10 protein-coding genes are annotated in these 19,290 nt (G+C 68.8%); 5 read left to right on the top strand and 5 right to left on the bottom strand.

The window, feature by feature from the left end; all coding sequences use genetic code 11:
• Positions 1–301 precede the first annotated feature (301 nt).
• A complete protein-coding gene (locus tag HLB44_RS12470; RefSeq protein WP_173122886.1) occupies positions 302–1,342 on the bottom strand; it encodes a putative Ig domain-containing protein in 1,041 nt (346 codons plus the stop codon).
• A 327-nt stretch (positions 1,343–1,669) separates the two neighbouring features.
• Between HLB44_RS12470 and HLB44_RS12465 the strand changes: the two genes are divergently transcribed.
• The 4 genes from HLB44_RS12465 (at position 1,670) to HLB44_RS12450 (ending at position 12,188) form a co-directional block, all read left to right on the top strand.
• Positions 1,670–2,932, top strand: coding sequence for a hypothetical protein (locus HLB44_RS12465; RefSeq protein WP_173122885.1), 1,263 nt, complete (start codon positions 1,670–1,672; stop codon positions 2,930–2,932).
• 415 nt (positions 2,933–3,347) lie between these two features.
• A complete protein-coding gene (locus HLB44_RS38175; protein WP_173122884.1) occupies positions 3,348–6,257 on the top strand; it encodes a diguanylate cyclase domain-containing protein in 2,910 nt (969 codons plus the stop codon).
• Positions 6,258–6,321: 64 nt separating this feature from the next.
• The gene (locus HLB44_RS12455) at positions 6,322–7,359 is read left to right on the top strand and encodes a Tle-like phospholipase domain-containing protein (RefSeq protein ID WP_173122883.1); all 1,038 of its coding nucleotides are present in this window, start codon (positions 6,322–6,324) and stop codon (positions 7,357–7,359) included.
• Between the two features lie 191 nt (positions 7,360–7,550).
• Positions 7,551–12,188: a beta strand repeat-containing protein gene (locus HLB44_RS12450; RefSeq protein WP_173122882.1), complete on the top strand. Its 4,638-nt coding sequence runs from the start codon at positions 7,551–7,553 to the stop codon at positions 12,186–12,188.
• Between the two features lie 69 nt (positions 12,189–12,257).
• On the opposite strand, the gene HLB44_RS12445 is transcribed toward HLB44_RS12450, so the two are convergent.
• The 3 genes from HLB44_RS12445 to HLB44_RS12435 form a co-directional block, all read right to left on the bottom strand.
• Complete coding sequence (locus HLB44_RS12445; protein WP_173122881.1) at positions 12,258–13,103, bottom strand: ABC transporter substrate-binding protein; 846 nt, start codon at positions 13,101–13,103, stop codon at positions 12,258–12,260.
• Between the two features lie 170 nt (positions 13,104–13,273).
• Positions 13,274–16,141 (bottom strand): TonB-dependent receptor domain-containing protein, encoded by a 2,868-nt coding sequence (locus HLB44_RS37845; RefSeq protein WP_173122880.1) that lies wholly within the window; start codon positions 16,139–16,141, stop codon positions 13,274–13,276.
• A gap of 88 nt (positions 16,142–16,229) precedes the next feature.
• Positions 16,230–16,733 carry an endonuclease V gene (locus HLB44_RS12435; RefSeq protein WP_173122879.1) on the bottom strand — a complete coding sequence of 168 codons (504 nt, stop codon included), beginning with the start codon at positions 16,731–16,733 and terminating at the stop codon, positions 16,230–16,232.
• 88 nt (positions 16,734–16,821) lie between these two features.
• Here HLB44_RS12435 and HLB44_RS12430 point away from each other — a divergent pair, with 88 nt between their 5' ends.
• Positions 16,822–18,057, top strand: coding sequence for an MFS transporter (locus HLB44_RS12430; RefSeq protein WP_173122878.1), 1,236 nt, complete (start codon positions 16,822–16,824; stop codon positions 18,055–18,057).
• Between the two features lie 22 nt (positions 18,058–18,079).
• Here the strand turns inward: HLB44_RS12430 and HLB44_RS12425 are convergent, their stop codons facing one another.
• Entirely contained in the window at positions 18,080–19,252 is a 1,173-nt protein-coding gene (locus tag HLB44_RS12425; protein WP_173122877.1) for an FAD-dependent monooxygenase, read from the bottom strand.
• Between the last annotated feature and the right edge of the window lie 38 nt (positions 19,253–19,290).

Here is a 19,290-nt window from a genome sequence, read left to right as displayed (position 1 = left end):
GACGTTGCCGGTCCTGCGGTTGATTCGACTGCGCGAGGTCCTGGTTCCGACGGGGAAGGGCAGACCCCGCGTCCAACCCACGAGCAGGTTGAGGCGCACCCGCGGTGCCCGGCATCGATGGCTGCGGCGGTGGCGTGCCCAAGCGGTCTCCAATCGTTGGCATGGAATCGAACCCCCGTCCTCAACGCGTCCGTTCACGGTCTGTGCACGACCATTCATTCATCATCCGCCGGTGACGTCGCGGCGGCTCGGTCGGGTTGCCAGTCCAGCTGTTCATCTTGCTTCTGGCAAGTGAGTTGGATCAGGAGCCGTCGGCTACATACCCCAGTCCAAACCACGACAGCCCGACCAAGTCGATGCGCTGCGCGTTCAGCTCGGTATCGGCGGCCATCACGGCGAGCTCGGCGGCCGATGTGCCGCGCTCGATCATGTCGACGTAGGGCTGGCTCTGCCATGCCGCGGGTGGTGTGCCGAATAGGTTCGTCCACAACTCCGCGACGACCGCGGCCGGCGAGTGAAGCCCTTCGGCCCGGAGCAGTTCGTAGGCGATCGCGACATCGCTGTAGCCGGCATCCTTAAGGCCGAGCGCGCGGCCGACGAGCCGCTCATCGCCGAGCCCATCAATGCCGGCGACGGCACCGATCAGCCGCGCCACGCGGCCGGCGTTGCCGCCGAGGTCGAGCGCGACGGCGATATCGGTGAACTGCAGGCGTTCGACGTTCAACAGCAGGTCGCGGCCGTCGCGGCCGTCGTACAGGTCGCGCAGCGACCAGCCCCACGCGGCGGCGTCCCACGACAACTCGTACTGGTAAGCCGCGCCACTGAAGAGGGCCGTGTCGATGCCCATGCCGCCGTCGATCGTGTCGTCGCCGTTCCCGCCAGCGATGCGATCGGCTCCGGCGTAGCTGCGGATCAGGTCGTCCAGTTGCGTCCCCCATAGGACATCGTCGCTCGAGGTTCCGACGAGCTTCGGTGATGCCGCGGCCGGCGTGCGCACCGTCAGTTGGTCCCAGCCGTAGGCGCCCCAAGGGTCGACGGCGACGATGAGCACCGACACGTCGCGCGCGCCGGCGTGCGGCTGGCCGCTGAGCGTGCGGGTCGGTGCGTGGAACGACATCCACGACGGCAACTCGCTCCCGTCGGCCTGGATCGCGTAGTACCGCAGCGCATCGCCGTCGCCGTCGCCGTCGTAGAACGTGGCGCGGGGCACGACGAACTGCGCGGTCCGTCCCTCGGTCCACGACAGGTCGGGCAGCGGCGCGACGGCGAGCGGCGCGTGGTTGACGCCCGTCGCGGTCAGCGCGGACAGATTGATGGGGGTGTCGAAGAGGTGGTCGGTCATCGGGGCGTCCTGCGGGGATGCGGGAAGGATGCATCGCGTCGACGCGCGGCGCGGCGCCGGAGACGAAGCGGCGCCGCGGCTCGCGAAGTGAAGCCGGCACCCGAAGCCATGGCGAGGGCAGCGAGGCGGGCGCTCGAACGCTGTGGGCGATCGCGGGTTCGCCTTCGTTCGGCGCGGCACGCCTTCGCCTTGTAGGCCCCGACATCGCCATGCCGCTCTACCCTGCGGGTCGGCCCCTCGACAGTCGCAAGCCAGCACTCATAGACCATGCCTCAAGACGCCCGCATCAACATCGGTTCAGCCTCCGGAAGCGCCTGGTCAGTCCCCATGGCCCTTTCTTCGATCCTCACCACATTGAGGTCCTTCGCGCGCAGCATGGCCGCTACCGTGGCTTCCAGGGTTGCGGAACGGGTGGGCAGCCACTTCAATGCGATCAAACCCTCGGGGCCGCCACCGTCCACGCTGAAATGGCCGACCACACCGCCGTTGGGCGCGAAGGTCGAGGTGGGACCGGACGCGCGCGAGCTCGGTCGGCTGCAGCACGTGGAGCACCTGCCCGTGGATCTGCGGCAGTGCGCCGAGGCGAACCTGAAGCGTCTGCCAGGCCTGAAGGGCTACCTTGGCACCGTGGGGCGGGGCTTGGAAGTCATGCGCTTGCGGGAAATGATTCCGGAAGAGCGTGCGGCCAAGGAAAGGGAGAAGGCCAAGACCGGCACTCCGTTCTACAACTGGGTTCCGGAGAGCACGGGCAAGTTCAGCCTGGACGTCCACCAGGCCGAGTTGTTCATCGGCTCGAAAGCGCACGATGATTTGATCCGAATCCCGATCCACGACGGCCCGCATCGCGCATCCGTGTCGCTCGTCCGCGCCGGCGGGCTCCTGGCCGCCGGGATCGACACTCCTCGCATGGCGTGCTTCACGCAGGTGGCTGGATCGGACGCGGTGTACTTCCGGGTCGGCCGGGATGCTGTGAACGCTGGCCACACCCAGAATGGCGCGTGGCGCGCGTTTCCGATCGGCAATGGCCACCACCTCATCCCATCGGTCGGCGACAGTGACGGCGAAATGGCCTGCGAGCTGATGATGCGCATGAGCCGAGGGGAGCAGTTGGACGAGATGGTGGACCCGGCGAACCCGGCCAGTTGGGGCCGGCAGCCCAAGAGCATCGCCGAGCGCTGGCGGGCTCGCACGGGCGGCAGAGAGCAGGTCGTGCGCATTCCCAAGGGGCGGAAGAAGCCGATGCCGTTCGATGCCCTGGTGCGGGACTTGCGGCAAGGACTGCACGACCACGGTTGCGCACTTCTGACGGCCACGACCGGTCTGAGCCCTCGGTATCTGGTGTTGTTGGACATCCAGATGCACGGCGACGCGCAAGGCGTGGCCATCGTCGCTGACCCGCACACAGCCACCGTGACCGCAGTTGCGTTCGGACCCGATCAGCAGTCTCTCGTGCCGCCCGACTGCCGTTACGGCGAAAGCCGGCTGACGGCGCAGTTCTTCACCCGCGATCTCAAGTACTCGGCCGTGCAAGAGCCCGCCGAACCCGGTGAGCCGTCGAACCAAGAGCCATTTCCTTCCGCGTGGTCCTGAGAATCGACCGCAGGGTCGGGGTCAGGCGCTGCCGCTGTCGCCGGCATAGTCGCCAGCGAGGGCGACCTGCGGCGCTCGGCGCTACCGATCTGCGATGGCTTCGCGGGCTGCCCGCGCAAGCGCTCGATATCGGCCGGAACCGGGAACGCGCGCCGATGACCGAGCAGCGTCGCAAGCAGCGTAACTTGCACGATCCGAGCCGCCCCGCTCACAGGTAGAAACACCCCTGCATCATGGGCGTATGGGCGCTGAACCGCGCTTCGCCAGGCCCTGGATCTGGAGCCGATCGGGCTCCCAATTCGTTGATCTGCAACTTTCTCTCTCTCACGCCGCGGCTGCCGCCGGCCTCGTGCCGCCAAGGCCTTGAAGACGGGCGAGCATCTTACGTTCGCGCAGGCACCGAAGAACCCAGGCCGTGCGGGCCGCGCGCTGCCATACTTCGCGGCGGGGAGACGAGCATTGCAGCGTTAGGCCGGCAGAGCGAACCGGCGGGACGAGGATGGTCAGGACGCCGTTGTCGGTGCCCCGTGTCGCGGCATGCCTGGCCGCCTTGCACGGGCTCGTCTTCCTGGTCCACCGGGTGGCTCCGATCCCGGGACTGTCCGGCATCGTTCCCAGTGCCGACATCATCGGCCTGGTCAACCCGCTGCTCTTCGTCGCGATCGCCGTGTGTTTCTGGAGCGCAGCGGCGGCGCGGCCTGCGTCGATCCGGCTGCAGCGCGTCGCCGGCGTGTGCGCGTCGATCCTGGTGGCAGTCCCCGCCGCGTACCTGATCGACAGTGCGAGCGGAACGGCCATCGGACTCGACGCGTTGCTGCGGTCGGCCCCGCGGATGCCGTTCAACCCGGGCCGTCTGTCGCCGAACGGCAGCGTCGCCTTCATCCTCACCGGCGTCGCCTTCCTGCTGCTCGGCCGACCCGCGGGCAAGCTGCGCAATGCGTTCTACGTGGCCTGCACGTGCGCGGTGGCCTTCATCGGCCTGGCGGGCATCACCGGCCATCTGCTGGGATTGCAGACGCTGTACAAGCTCGCCGACTTCAATCGCATCCTGCCGCCCACCGCCGTGGCGTTCGCGGTCGTCGGCGCAGGGCTGTGGGGGCTGCACGAACACGGCAGGCAGGTGCCGCTGCAGCAGATCGAAGGCCGCATCACGCGCCGGACGCTCGCGGTCATCACGCTGGTGGCGCTCGGCGGGGGCATTGCCGGATTCGCGGTGATGCGCGAGAGCTTCCAGCAGTCGCTGTCGAGGAACCTCTATCTGGCCGCCAACACCACGGCAACGTCGCTCGCGCACACGATCCAGGTCGGGCTGCGGTTCCCGCGCACGGTTTCGAGGCGTCCCGCCGTCGCCCAGGCACTGGACAAGCTGGCGGCCGACCCCGCCGACCCGATATCGCGCGCCTTCCTGCAACGCGTCGCGCAGAACATCGTCGGCGATGAGCTGAGCAGCGCGGAGTTCGTCAGCGTCGCGGGAGCGGTCCTGGCCAGCGCGGGCAACAGCGTGCGCGCCGAGCTGAGCGTCGTTCACCCGCTGCGTGCGTCCGGGCAGGTCGCCCGGCTGGGCTGGCACGAAGGTTATGTGCTGACCACGGAGAGCGACGTCCACCACGACGGGCTGCCGGTCGGCCGGCTGGTGACCGAGCAACGCATGCCGCTCTTCGATCGCCTGGTGTCCGACGTGCGCAGCTCGAACGAAACCTCGGATGCCGCCATCTGCAGCGTCGACCAGCGCTGGGCGGTGTGTGCGCCGACGAGGTTTCGGCATGCGCCCTTCACGATTCCGCTGTACGACGAGACAGCCCAGCCGGCGTTTCCGGTCGTCCGCGCGCTGCGGGGGCACAGCGGCGTGCAGGTGGCCAAGGATCCGCGCGGCATCGACGTCGTGTCGGCTCACGTGCCGATCGGCGAGCTGGGCCTCGGCCTGGCCGTCAAGACCGACCTGAGCACGCTCTACGCACCGCTGCGCTCCCGGCTGGCCGTGCTCGCGCTGTCGATCGGCGGCCTGATCGTGGTGGCGATCTACGCGCTGCGCAGCCAGGTCCGTCCGGTCGTGCGCCGGCTCGCCGACAGCGAGCGCTTCATGCGCCACGTGACCGACGGCCTGCCCGTGCGCATCGCCTACCTCGATCAAGGCGCGCGCTACCTGTTCGTCAACGATGCGCACTGCAAGCGATTCGGCCTGCCGCGCGACGAGATACTCGGCCGCACGCGCCAGGAGCTCACCGGCACCCCGCTGAGCGGCGATGCAGCCGCCGCCCTGGCAGGCGTCCTGCAGGGGCAGGCGCAGCAATTCGAGTTCGATGAGGTCGTCGACGGCCGGACCGCGCGCATCCACTGCCAGCTGATCCCCGACCGGGCCGACGACGGCAGCGTGCGCGGCTTCTATTCGACCGGCGTCGACGTCACCGAGCGCAACCTCGCCGAGCGCTCGCAGAGAGAGCTGGCCGCGCTGCTGGAGAACACGACCGATGCGGTGGTGCAGATCGACCAGCATGGCAACGCGACCTTCATGAACCCCGCCGCGCGGCGCTGGCTGAACATCGACCTCGAAGAGGACGTGCATGCACGCAACTTCGCCGAGTTCACGACGCCGGAGACCGACGAGCTTTTCCTGCGCACGATCGTCCCCGCCGTCGCCGCCAGCGGCATCTGGCTCGGCGAGGCCACCATTCGCGATGGCCTGGGGCGCGTGGTGCCCGTGAGCCACATGGTGATCGGGCATGCCGACGAGGACGTCGCGCGCTATTCCTTCGTGATGCGAGACATTTCCGAGGCGCGCCTCGCGAAGGAGCAGCGGGAACGCGAGCACAGAGAGGAAGCGCAGCGCCTGATGCAGCTGTCCCAGCTCGACCCGATGACCGGGCTGCTCAATCGCGCCGGCTTCGAGGCCTTGCTCGATGACCGGCTGCGCACGCTGGACGCGCGCACGAGCCTGGCGCTGCTGTACGTCGACCTCGACCGCTTCAAGCCGGTGAACGACACGCACGGCCACCCGGTCGGCGACGAGCTGTTGAAGCAGTTCGCCACCCGGCTGAAGAGCGCCGTGCGGCCGACCGACGGCGTGGCCCGGCTCGGCGGCGACGAGTTCGCGATCGTCGTGACGAACGTGCGCGACGGCTCCAGCGCGCGGGTGGTCGCCAGGAACATCATCGCTGCAGCGGCGGCACCGTTCCAGCTCGGAGAGCTCATCGTCCACGTCGGAGCCAGCGTCGGGATCGCGCTGAGCAGCGGCGGCAACGACGATTGCGGCGCGCTGGTGGCCCGGGCCGATGCGATGCTCTATCGCGCGAAGTCGATGGGGCGGGGGCAGTTTGCGGAGTCGTGAGCAGCCGAATGGAGATTGAAGAATGTTGCGTGGTCACTGTCGGGTTTCAAAGTTCGTCGCTGCAATGGCCGTGACGGCGATGGCGACATCACTGGCGGGCTGTGGTGTCTTCGTCACGATGTACGCCAGCCAGACGTCGAACGACGGAGGAAACGACAGCGAGAAGTTCAGGCCGGAGACTGACCGCTTCCTCGTCGACATGGCGCAGCGCTTCGGCTTGATGGCACTTCTCGCCGAGGCCGTCTACCGCCGTGACCTTCCGAGGGACGCGCGCGACAGTGACGGCTGCGCCTACCTCGCCACAGCAGGGTCAGGCGCGCCAACGCCGACGTATGGCATGCCACAGGTGCGCACCGGGCGGTGGCTGCGTTGGACGCCGAAATCCAAGGACGGCATCGTGCCCTGTCTCGATGACCCCTCCGGCCTGCACTACGAGACCTACGTTTACGAGCGAGAAGCGGGCAAGTTCGAAGAAGCGGTGATCGCCTTCCGCGGCACCGAGAACCGTCCGGGGCAGATGTTCAACGACTGGCGCTCCAACTTTGCGGCCTTCTTCGGCTTCGAGCCGGCCCAGTACGCCGTGGCGCGCACGCACATGGTGCCGCTCATCGAGGAATTGGCAGCGGTGCTCGAACCCAACGGCCCGGACGCCAGGATCTATGTCACCGGGCATTCTCTCGGCGGCGGGCTGGCTCAGCAGACCGGCTACCTGTCGAAGAGCGTGAAGGAGGTGTTCACCTTCAACACCACGCCGGTGACGAACTGGTCGCAGCTGCGCTTGCTGAAACTGGTGAAGAACGCGTACCCGATCTTCCATCGGGTCTACCACGGCGGCGAGTTCCTGGAGAAGGTCCGCTTTGTCGCCACCACAGCCACTGACGCGCGCTTTGGCCGGCACGATCTCGGTCTGCAACTGAAGACACGCTCGAACTTTGCCGGGCATTCGATTCAGATCATCGCCTGCGGCTTCGCCGAACTGGTCAGTGGTCAAGGCGACCTCGCGGCAGCTGACCATCACTATCCGGTCGAGTACATCCGGAACACGCTGCTCAATGAAAAGCGGACCGACCAGCCTTGCTCCAAGGAGATGGCCGGCGCGTAGCCCGCGCGGAAATGCACGCCGTTCCCGGCCTTGTTGGGCGTTTACCGAAGCTCCCCCCTTCGTAAACTGATAAAACATGCAGTCCGCCGCCCTGAACGCGGCGTTGGGCCGGCGACTCGCCCAAAGTCGGACCGCCGTGCCTGCCTGCGTGCCACGCATTCCAGAACCGTTGACATCTTCAGGGGGCAAGCATGGCGATTTCGAGCGAAGAGCGCGGCCATCTCATCAAGCTGATCGTCGGCATGTTCAATGCCTCGCCGGGTGCCGCCTACCTCGCCGATCTGACCGCCGCCTACGAAGGCAACGGCCGCAGCCTCCAGCAACTGGCCCGCACGCTTGCGGACCATCCGCTCTTCCTGGCGCTTTCGCCGTCCTCGCACACGGCCGGCGAGTTTGCTTCCTTCCTTCTGTCGCCTCTGGGCCTGCAGCGTGACACCGGTGCCCTGGACTTCGTCATCAGCCGGTTCAGTGCCGGCATGAGCAGGGGGCAGATCATTTTCGAAGGTCTGCTGGCGCTCGAGGAAACCACGGGCGCCGAGTATCGGGATGCTCGGGCCGTCCTGAACAACAAGACCGCCGTGGCCTTCTACCACTCGGTGACGAAGGAGCAGAGCGCTGTGAATGTGGCGGAGCTCCAGCGTGTCTTGCTGCTGGTGAGCCAGGATGCCTCCACGATCCCGGCCGCCGAGGCCGCGCTGGATACGCCCGCACCGCCGCCCGCACCCGCACCCGCACCCGCACCCGCACCCGCACCCGCACCCGCACCCGCACCCGCACCCGCACCCGCACCCGCACCCGCGGCGCCCAGCACGCCCGACCTGGCCGCGGCCAGCGACAGCGGCAGCTCCGGCACGGACAACATCACCAGCGTCACGACGGGCACCTTCACCGGCACGGCCGAGGCGGGTTCGACGGTCACGTTGTTCGACACCGACGGCACGACGGTACGGGGCACGGCGACGGCGACCGGGGGCAACTGGTCGATCACCAGCAGTGCGCTCGGCGAAGGCACGCACACGCTGACCGCCAAGGCCACCAGCGCGGCGGGCACGAGCACAGCCTCCGCGGGCCTGAGCGTGACGGTGGATACCACGGCACCGACGACGACGGTTGCGACGCTGGCGTTCTCGGACGACACGGGCGCATCGAGCACGGACTTCAATACGAAGACGGCGTTGCAGACGATCTCCGGCACGACGAGCGCGAACCTGGTTGCCGGCGAGCGCGTTGAAGTGTCGATCGACAACGGCAGCACCTGGACGACGGCGACCACCAGCGTGGGCGCCCACACCTGGTCACTCGCGGGCGTGACGCTGACGGCGAGCGACACGATCAAGGTGCGGGTGACCGACGCGGCGGGCAACAGCGGCACGGTGGCAGCCCAAGCCTATGTGCTGGACCAGGCGGCGCCCGCCGCGCCCCCCACGCCCGACCTGGCCGCGACCAGCGACAACGGCAGTGCCAGCACGGACAACATCACCCGCGTCACCACGGGGACCTACACCGGCACCGCCGAAGCGGGTTCGACGGTCACGCTGCTCGACACCGACGGCACGACGGCGCTGGGCACGGCAGCCGCCACCGGCGGCAACTGGTCGATCACCAGCAGCGCGCTCAGCGAGGGCGCGCACACGCTGACCGCCAAGGCCACCGACCTGGCAGGCAATGTGAGCGGCGCCTCCACGGGCCTGAGCGTGACGGTGGACACCACGGCACCGACGACCAGCATCGCGACGATGGCGTTCTCCGACGACGACGGCTCGTCGAGCACCGACTTCATCACCACGGCGGCGGCGCAGACCCTTTCCGGCACGACCAGCGCGAACATGGGGGTCGGCGACATCGTGGAAGTGTCGATCGACAACGGCAGCAACTGGACGACCGCGACCACCAGCGTCGGCGCCAACACCTGGGCACTCGCGGGCGTGACGCTGACGGGCAGCGACACGCTGAAAGTGCGGGTGACGGACACGGCGGGCAACAGCGGCACGGTGGCGGCCCAAGCCTATGTGCTGGATCCCTCCGTGCCCCAGACCTTCACGCTGACCGCCGGCAACGACACCGTGGCAGGCGGCAGCAAGGACGACACGATCAACGGCACGGTGACGGGCGCCTTTGGCGGGACCGACTCCATCGATGGCGGCGGCGGCAAGGACACGCTCACCGTGACGGACACGGCCAACCTGTCGACCGCGGGCACGACGGTGGTCCACGTCGAGAGCGCTTCGCTGATCTCCTCCGGGACGGTCCATGCCGTCACCACCGGCTGGACCGACCTGTCCACGCTGACCCTGTCCGCGGTGGGCGCGGTCACGGTGGACAGCGGCGCCACCGCCATCAGCATCACCGAAACCGATGCCGGCCAGCTCACCGGCGACATCGTGGCCAATGGCGGCAGCACGGTGAGCGTGGCGTCCATCCACCAGGGTGCCGGCCTCATCAGCATCGGCGGCACGACGGCGCCCACCGGTGCCGTGACCGTGACCTCCAGCGTCGACGCGGGCCAGACCGGCGGCGCCATCACGGTCAGCGGGGGCACCACGGTCTCGGTGACGCAGACCGCCGCGCATGCCACCGGAACCACGGTCACGGGCGAGAGCGCCGTGACGGTCAACGGCTCAGCGGCCACCACGACGGTGACGGTGTCGCAGGCGCCGGTGGTGGCTGCCGCCAACGCGGTGGCTGCCGTCACGGGCGTGAGCGCGATCAACGCGGTGACCGCCGCGCCGGGCACGCAGCCGGTGACGGCGCGCACGGCGGTGACGGCGGTCGCCGCGGTGACCGCTGCCGCGGGCATCGCCGCCAACGGCACGGTGACGATCACCGATGCCCAATACAACACGGCGACCGCCAACACCATCGCCACCGTGAGCCTGTCCAGCTACGGCGCGGGCTCGTCGATCAAGAGCAACGCGCTGACGGCGCTGTCGCTGTCGGGCACGGCCGGCACGCTGGCCATCACCAATGCCACCAACGGCGCGGGGGCGGTGCCGACTGCCAACACGATCCTGGCGCTGAGCGTCAACGGCCTGAGCGGCGTCAGCAACACCCTCACCGACACCAACAACGAGATCACCACGCTGAACGTGACGGCCACCGGCGCCAATTCCACGCTCGCGGCCTTTTCCGACACCGGCCTGACCACGCTGACCGTGGCCGGCGATGCGGTGTTCCGGCTCAACGTGATCAACAGCTCGCTGACCTCGATCACCGTCTCCGGCGCCGCCGGCTTCAACGACGGCGGCACGACGGCCGCCGGCGGCTTTGCCGCCCGCGGCGCGGCCGCGACGCTGACCACGACGTCGAGCGGTCCGATCAACGTATCGATCGATGCCACCATGCAGAGTTTCGTCGGGTCCACCGGCGTCGACACCATCCGCATCTCGTCCCGGGTCGACGCGACCCAGACGGTGACCGGCGGCTCATCCACTGCCGACGAGCTGATCCTGGAAGGCGGCTCCTACGCGCTGACCGCGGCCACCGGCCTGAAAGTCACGGGCTTTGAAACCCTGGGCATATCGGCCAATGTGACCGGCACCATCGACATGTCGAACCTGGCGGCGGGCTTCACCAAGTTCCACATCCTGGGCAACAGCACGGTGGCGTTCACGAAGGTGTCGAACAACGCCAGCCTGCAGATCGACAAGGCCTCGACCCAGGTGACCATCGTGGCGGCCGATACCACCGGTCCGGCCGACACCGTCAACGTGTCGCTGGGCACGGCCACCACCGACAGCGTCAACTTCGGCACGCTGATCTTCAAGGACTCCGCCGCCGTCGGGATCGGCACCGTCAACATCGTGAGCAATGGCGTGGACATCACGCCGGGCGATGCCGTGGCCAATTTCAACACCGTCATCGTCACCGACAACGGCCTGTCCAACCTCAACGTCAGCGGCACGCAGGGCCTGCGCTTCACCACCCTCAACCAGACCACGACGCAGGCCACGACGATTACGCTGACCAACACCAACACCAGCTCGTTCGGCGTGACCATCGGCCAGCTGACCGACACCAAGCTGAACACGCTGAATTTCGCCGGCACGGGCCAGTCGACGATCACCAACCTGACCGCCGCCCTGACCACCTCGCTGGCGATCGACAACGCCGGCTCGCAGATGGCGACGGTCCGCGCCATGACGTCCAGCGCCAACCTCCAGACGCTGACCCTGACCGGCAACGTCCAGATCGGCGACGGCCTGGCGGGCGGCACGGGCATGACGCTCACCAATACAAACGGGTTGACGATCTCCGGCGCCACCGATCCCGCCCACGTCAAGCTCACCCTGGCCGGCGCCGGGTCGACCAAGACGGACAACATCACGCTGGGCGACGGCAACAACGTCGTCACCAACGTGTCCATCGCCGGCACCGTCAACCTGACGCTGGGCACCGGTTCGAACTACGTCACGCTGGGCGGTGCAACCACCAACACCACGGGTCTCTACAACCTCACGCTGGGCGCGGGCTCGGCGCCGGACTACATCACGGTGGGCACGGGCGGCACGGCCTATGCCACGACGCCCAACTACGTGATCACCGGCGCCCAGACCGGCGACCGCATCGTCTTCAACGCCGACATCGCATCGTCGGCCAATGCGCTGACGGCAACGCCTGCGGGCGCCTCGGTGGCGCAGACCATCGCTGCCATCGAAGCGGCGGCGGCCGCACTCGGCGCCCATGGCGTGGCCTATGCGGTCTTCGGCGGCAATACCTACGTGGCCCAGTCGGCGTCGGGCGTCCTGGGGCCGACCGACACCACCATCATCGAACTGATGGGAACGCACGACTTCATCGCTTCGACGGGCTACCTGACGCTGGGATCGTGATCAGTCCGGGCGCCGGCCATTCGGGTCCCACGGACTTCAGCGTCGCAACGCGGCCCCGACAAGCGACCTTCACTCAATGACTTCGTCAGCGCGCACCAGCAGGGCCGCGGGGATGCGCACGCCGAACTCGCGTGCCACCCTCTGGTTGATGACGAAGGGGAAGCGCGACAAGTGCTCGACCGGCAGATCGGCTGGCGTCGCCGTTCCGCGAAGGATGCGCGCCACGTAGTCCGCAGCGCGTATGAAGGCCTCCTTGAAGTCGGTCGTGTAGGTCAGCATCAGTCCCGCGATCGTGTATCCGTGGCCGTTGGCAATGGCCGGGAGCCGGTGCTTGGTCGCCAGTTGCGCGATGAGTGGGTGGTTGACCGCGGTGAACGGCGCGTGCATGACCACCAGGCCCGACGCCTTCTGCTGCACGATGCGCTCGAAGACGGCTGGCAGTTCCTCGCTGCGCTCGACTTCGAAGACCTGCACCCGGGTGCCCGGGAACTCCGGCCACCCTTCCATCGCACGCTGGCGTTGCGCCTCGGTGCGACGCACGTCCAGCACCGCCAGCAGCGTGGGCTTGCCGAGGGCCTCGACCAGGATCTGCGCCCGCTTGGCGTCCAGCGTGGGGAAGGTCGCCGTGCCGGTGAGATTGCCGCCAGGACGCGGCAGGCTGGCCACCAGTCCGGCACGCACCGGGTCGCCCACCGCCTCGAAGACGATCGGGATGGTCCGCGTGGCCCTCTGCGCGGCCCGGGCGCCGACCGTGCCCGCCACCGTGAAGATCACGTCGGGCTTGAGTGCCACGAGCTCTGCGGCCGCCGCGTCGGCCCGCGTGAAGTCGCGTTCGGTATAGCGGCGGTCGATCACCAGGTTTCGTCCTTCGACGAAGCCGTGCCGCTCGAGTTCGTCCTTGAAGAAGCTGGGCATCCCAGGTACCCCCGGGGGAGGGGGGGCACCCCCCAGCAGCATGCCCAGCCGGTACTGGCGCTGCGGCTGGGCAGGAGCGCAGGTTGCGACCAGCAGCCCTGCGCCGAGGCACCAGGCGATGTGGTGACGTCGCTGCATTTCGCTCACCTCCAGCGCCGATGATGCGCCCGTCACCAGAACCTGACCTTCACTCCGGCGAAGAACGAGCGCCCGAACACATCGTAGTAGCCGGGTACCGTGTCCCCCGTGCCGACAGTGCCGGACGCGAACAACGGTGGTGTCCTGTCACCGACGTTGGTGATGCCGAAGAAGACCTCGCCGCCCTTGGCGAACGCGACGCCGGCGCGCACGTTGTGGTAGACCATCGCAGGGATGCGCGGGAACCCTTGCGCCGTCGTGCCGACCGCCATGTCGGCGTCGCCGATGTAGCGGATGTTCCAGTGGGCTCTGAAGTTGCCGACCTTCCAGCCGACGTTGGCCGCTGCGGTCTTCCGGATCCAGCCGTTCGGCGCGCCGCCGGCCGGGCCGAGCAGATCGACCGGCGTGCTGCCCGCGATCGGAACCAGGATCGCCTGGTCGTAGTGCGTGAACAGCACGCCGGCATCGAGTTGGCCGAAGTCGGTCTTCCAGCGAACTCGGATGTCGACATCGACGCCGGCGATGCTCTGCATCGCGATGTTCTCCACGCGCTGGTTGACGCCGACCAGCACGTACGTCGCGCCGGGCACCAGCGGGTGCGATCCGCGCACGATCGACCCGCAGAACTGCCGCTCGGCGGTGTCGTAGCACCTGTCGACGGCGATCTGGCGAGCCAACGGCGCGATGACGCCCTGGACGTCGATCTTGAAACGGTCGACTGCAACGATCAGGCCCTCGATCTGCGCAGGCTGCCAGACCAGGCCCAGCGTCAGCGTGGTCGCGACTTCGGGCGCCAGGTCCGGGTTGGAAGGGAACCGGCCGGTCACGCCCTGCTGGACCCCGGCCGGTGGCGCGTAGTTCGCAGGCACGCCGTCGGCAGCGCAATTCGTGGCGCGGATCGGGCTCGCGTTGCGGCGCGCGGCGGTGCAAGGGTCGTTGATGAGCGCCGCGGGAATCGCGCCGCCGCCGGACAGGTCCCGGGGTTCGGGCGCACGAACAGCGCGTGCGCGCATCGCACGCAAGCGCAGGCCGGGGGCCGGCTCCCAGTCGCCGCCGATCTTCCAGGTGTCGTAGCCCGATCGGTCGGCTTCGGAGCGCCGGAAAGCGGCTTCGAGGTTCAGCGACCGGATGCCGGGCCGGTCGGCGAGCACCGGAACCAGTGCCTCGACGAATGCCTCGCGGGTGGTGATCGTCGACTTGTCGGTGTCGGCGATCGGAGTGCCCGTCGCCAGCGCCTGGTTGCTCACCGACGCGATGTCGAGGAAACCGCTGATCCTGCGCCGCTCCAGGCCGGCCGCAGCACGCAGCGATCCCGCCGGCAGTTCGGCCAGCGTGCCGCTCACGGTCCCGACCGTGTTGCTGAGCCGGCCTGTTCCGGTGGAGATCGCGTCGACGCGCAACGCCTCCTGCATTTCGGCGGTGTAGTCGGCGAACGGGTTGATCGGCACGCAGCCGGCGGCCCGGGCAGCGGCGTCAACGCAGCGCCAGCGGCCAGCCGGGGCGGGGTCCGGCTCGACCCGCAGGCCGTGGTACAGGTTCGAGGTGCTGACCAGGCCATTGGCACGCAGCGTGGTGTCCGTGCGCCCGTCGACGTGGTACAGATCCCAGCGCCACGGCTGGTCGAACAGCGTCGAGTCGCCTTTCACGCCGAGCGCGATGCGCGTGGTCTCGCGCTCGTTGGTCGCGCCGCGCGGGCCGCCGACGGTGTTCAAGCGCTGCCACCAGGTCAGCGCCGCGATTCGCTGCGCCGGCTGCGCGTTGGCGTTGAAGGCGTTCACTGCCGCGAGCAGCGGTGCGGGAATGAACGGGTTGCCGACCGGAATCGTCGCCTGCAGCGTGCCGAACATGCTGCCCTGGGCCTGCGACTGGAACCCGATGCTCTCGAGGTGCGCGGTGGTCTCGGTCTTGCCGTAGTTCAGCTCGCCGTAGGCGCGTATCGACGGCGTGATCACGAACTCTGCGTCGAGCGCGCCCATCGTGCGCCGGGTCGGAATCGCGAGGTCGCGCTCGGGGTTTCGGTTGTAGCCGTCGATCGCCAGCGAGAACGGAATCAACTGGCCGCCGGCGACGAAGCTGTCGTTGCGGCGGGTGTAGCTGTTCGATCCAACGAAGAACCGGCCGCCGACACCGACATCGGAATACGCCGGCGGCCCGCGAAGCGGGTTGGCGGGTGTTCCCCAGAAGAAGTCCTCGGAGCACAGCTCGCGATCGCGGCAGCTCACCTGCCCTTGCCGGTCGAGCTGCAGCGTGGCCAGCACGCGGCCCGAATTGCCGAAGCTGCGCCCCCACATCACATGGCCGGTCGGGTTCCGGTTGTCGCCTCGCTGCGCCTGGCCGTATCCGGCGCCGACTTCGAAGCCGTCGAAGTTCTTCTTCGTGATGATGTTGATCACGCCGGCCACCGCGTCGGAGCCGTACACTGCCGAAGCGCCGCCGGTGATGATGTCGATGCGCTCGATGTTGGAGGTCGGCATCGTGTTGAAGTCGACCGCCGTCGTCGTCGATGTGCCGCCGACCGTGCGGCGCCCATTGATCAACACCAGGGCGCGCGCAAAACCGAGGTTGCGCAGATTCACCAGGTTGAGACCGGAAGACATCGGGCTGGAGGTGGCCGACTGCGTTCGCGATGCACCGAACCCCGCCGCGAACTGCGGCAGTTGCGTCGCCATGTCAGCAAAGTTCTCGAAGCCGAGGTTGCCGAGCGTCTCGAGATCGACCGCGATCGCCGGTGTATTGCCGCTCAGCTCGGGACGAAGGATTCGCGAGCCGGTCACCTCGACGATTTGCGGTGGCTGCGCGAATACGGCGGGCGGGGCACTCGTCAACGCACCGCTCAGCGCGAGCAAGGTGCACGTGCCGATCCGGCGGTCGCAGAAAATGCTCTCGGAGACCGCGCCCATGTTCGCCTCCCGTGGCTCGTAACACCCGCGGGCAGTGTCAGGCTTCGAAGCCAGGCGCGCAACAGCACCTGCACGGCGAAGGCCTTGCCTAAGCGCCGCCACCCCGCGCCATTCGCGCCACCAGCTTCAGCAAGGTCGGGACGCGTCGTTTGCCGTGCATCGCGCGAATTCGCGCCTTGGCCGCCCCGAGGTCAAGACCCACGCAGGTCACGATGACCGGGCGGGCTTCTTCCTCCCGAAATACCTCGAACTGCGCCGGCAGGCCCGGCATTGATTTCGTAGAGACGCCGATGATCGTGGTGCGGCCACCGAGCGCGTCGTACAGCCTTCGGCCCAGCCCCGGCGTGTCTGCAGCGTCCAGATGGACGGCCCCGTCGATCACGATCACGTCGGGTTCGAGCGCATGCTCGCGCAGCAATTGCAAAAGACAGGGCAGGGCGCGCAGATCGAGCTCGCCGCGCGCCGGTTTCTCCACGGTGGCGATGCGCGACAGGTACGTCCGGACCGGTTCCAGCGCATCCCATTCGTCGAACGCCACGGCGGCGGCCCAGGCACCATCGCCGTGGTCGTGAACCCCAACAGCCAGTTTCATCGCGATTCCTGTGCGAGTGGCCCACCGAGCGGGCCGGCGCATTGTCGACCGGAGCCGCGAGACAATGCCCCGCACAACGGCGCGCGACATGGATCCGCGCCGCCAGCCCTTCGATCCCTTGGCCTCCACCCCCTTCTCGCTGCGGCGCATTGCCGTATCCGCGTTCGGCCCCTCGCTGCTGTTCGGCCTCGGCGAAGGCGCCATCCTGCCCGTGATCCCGCTCAGCGCGCGCGAACTCGGGTCATCGGTGCCGGAGGCCGCGTTCATCGTCACCTTGATCGGCGTCGGCTCGCTGGTCAGCAACATTCCGGCCTCGCTGATCACGATGCATCGCGGCGAGCGCTGGGCGATCGTCGCGGCGGCCGTGTGGTGCGCGCTGGCGATGGCGCTCTGCGCGTGGACCGGTCATCTCGGCGTGTTTGCACTCGGCGCCTTCATGATCGGCATGTCGCAGGCCGTCTTCAACCTCGCGCGGCAGAGCTACCTCACCGAAGCCGTGCCGGTGGAATACCGGGCACGCGCGCTGTCGACGCTGGGCGGCGTGATGCGCATCGGCATGTTCATGGGCCCGTTCGTCGCGGCGGCCGCGATCCACTTCCACGGCATTGCGGCGGCCTACGGCGTGGGCATCGCGGCGCTGGCGCTGGCCGCGATCATTGCCGCGCGCATGCCCGATCTCGCGGTAGAGGCCACGATCGGCGATGCCGCGCCTGACGCGCCGCCCGCTGCGGCGCCGACCTGGCGCTCGATCCTCGGCAACCACCGCCATGTCTTCGTCACGCTCGGCATCGGCGTGATGCTGGTCAGCGCGGTGCGTGCGTCGCGCCAGGCCATCATCCCGCTGTGGGCCGACCATCTGATGCTCGGACCGTCGGTCGCGTCGCTGATCTACGGCCTGGCGGGCGGCATCGACATGCTGGTGTTCTACCCCGCCGGCAAGGTCATGGACCAGAAGGGCCGCCGCTGGGTGGCCGTGCCGTCGATGATCATCATGGGCGCGGCCCTGCTGCTCATGCCGCTGACGCAGGGCGCCACCAGCCTGATGCTTGCCGCCGGGGTGGTCGGCTTCGGCAACGGCATCGGCTCGGGCATGGTGATGACGCTCGGCGCCGACCATTCGCCGCGCGCGGGGCGCGCCCACTTTCTCGGCGTGTGGCGGCTGATGGCGGACATCGGGTCTTCGTGCGGGCCGGCGCTGCTGTCGTTCCTGGCCGCCACGCTATCGCTCGGGGCGGGGATTGCGGTCACCGGGGTGCTTGCGTTTGCCGCGGCGGGGCAGCTGGCCTACTGGATTCCGCGCGCGGGTGGCCGGCGGCTCAGCTGAACCGCGGCGCTTCTTCACTCGATCAGCGGTAGACCAGCCCCGACAACTGCCAGGCCAGCCGGCGGCGCACCAGCGGCAGCCGCGCCAGCGTCGACAGCAGCAGGTTGCGGACACCGCGCCAGCGCGGGCGGGCGTTGGCCAGCCGCGTGAGCCGGTCGGCGAGGCTGACCACCTGCCGGGCGATCGGGCGGCGTTCGGCGCCGTAGGCATCGAGGGCCGCCGCGTCGCCGGCCAGCGCCTTTACCAGCGCATCGGCCAGGCTCATCGCGTCGAGGATGCCGGCGTTCATGCCCTGGCCGCCGGCGGGGCTGTGCACGTGCGCGGCATCCCCGGCCAGCAGCACGCGGCCGGCGCGGTAGTTGTCGGCGATGCGGTGGTGCACACGGAAGCGCGAGCCCCACAGCAACTCGTGCACCTGCGCCGGATCGCGCTGTGCGCCGCGCGCATCCAGCAGCGCTTGCACGAACGCGGCGCTCGGGTGCTCGGGCGCCTGGTCGACCGTCGCGACGATGCGGTGCACGCCGCCGGGCAGGGGCGCCACCACCACCATGCCGGCGGGCGAGAAGTACAGGATCACCTCGTCGTGCGGCACGCCGCCGGTCAGGCGCACGTCGGCCAGCACGAACGATTCGCCGTAGCTGCCGCCGGAAAAGCCGATGCCGGCCTGCTCGCGCACGGCGCTGTGCATGCCGTCGGCGCCGACCAGGTAGCGTGCGTGCACGCGGCTGCCGTCGTCCAGCGTCGCGGTCACGCCGGCGTCGTCCTGCACCAGAGCGACCAGCGTGTGCGGCCGCAGCACCTGAGCGCCGAGCTCGCCCAGGCGCGCCAGCAGCACCGCCTCGGTGACCGCCTGCGACACCATCAGCGTGTACGGGTAGCGGCTGGGCAGGTCCGAGAAGCCGATCGGCACCAGCACGCGGTCCCGATCGCGGATCGTGAAGCGCTGCGCCTGCAAGCCGGCCGCCTCCAGACGTTGCGCGACGCCGAGCCGCTCCAGCACCTCCAGCGTGCGGGCATGGACCACCGCGGCACGCGAGGTATTGGCGCCCTCGGCCAGGCGGTCGATCACGGTGGCGCGTACGCCGCGCGCGGCCAGCGCCGTCGCCAGCGTGAGTCCGGTGGGACCGGCGCCGACGATCAGCACGTCGGTGTCGGTTGCGCCGGCGTGGTCGCCGGGGGCAGGGGTCTGCAACATCGTTCGCTCCTTCAAGGTCAACAAGTGTTGGTCAACAA

The organism is Pseudaquabacterium terrae, assembly GCF_013266755.1.
GTDB classification, from domain to species: domain Bacteria; phylum Pseudomonadota; class Gammaproteobacteria; order Burkholderiales; family Burkholderiaceae_C; genus Pseudaquabacterium; species Pseudaquabacterium terrae.
Note: the sequence above shows the minus strand (reverse complement) of the source record. Positions and strands in the feature narration are given on the sequence as shown.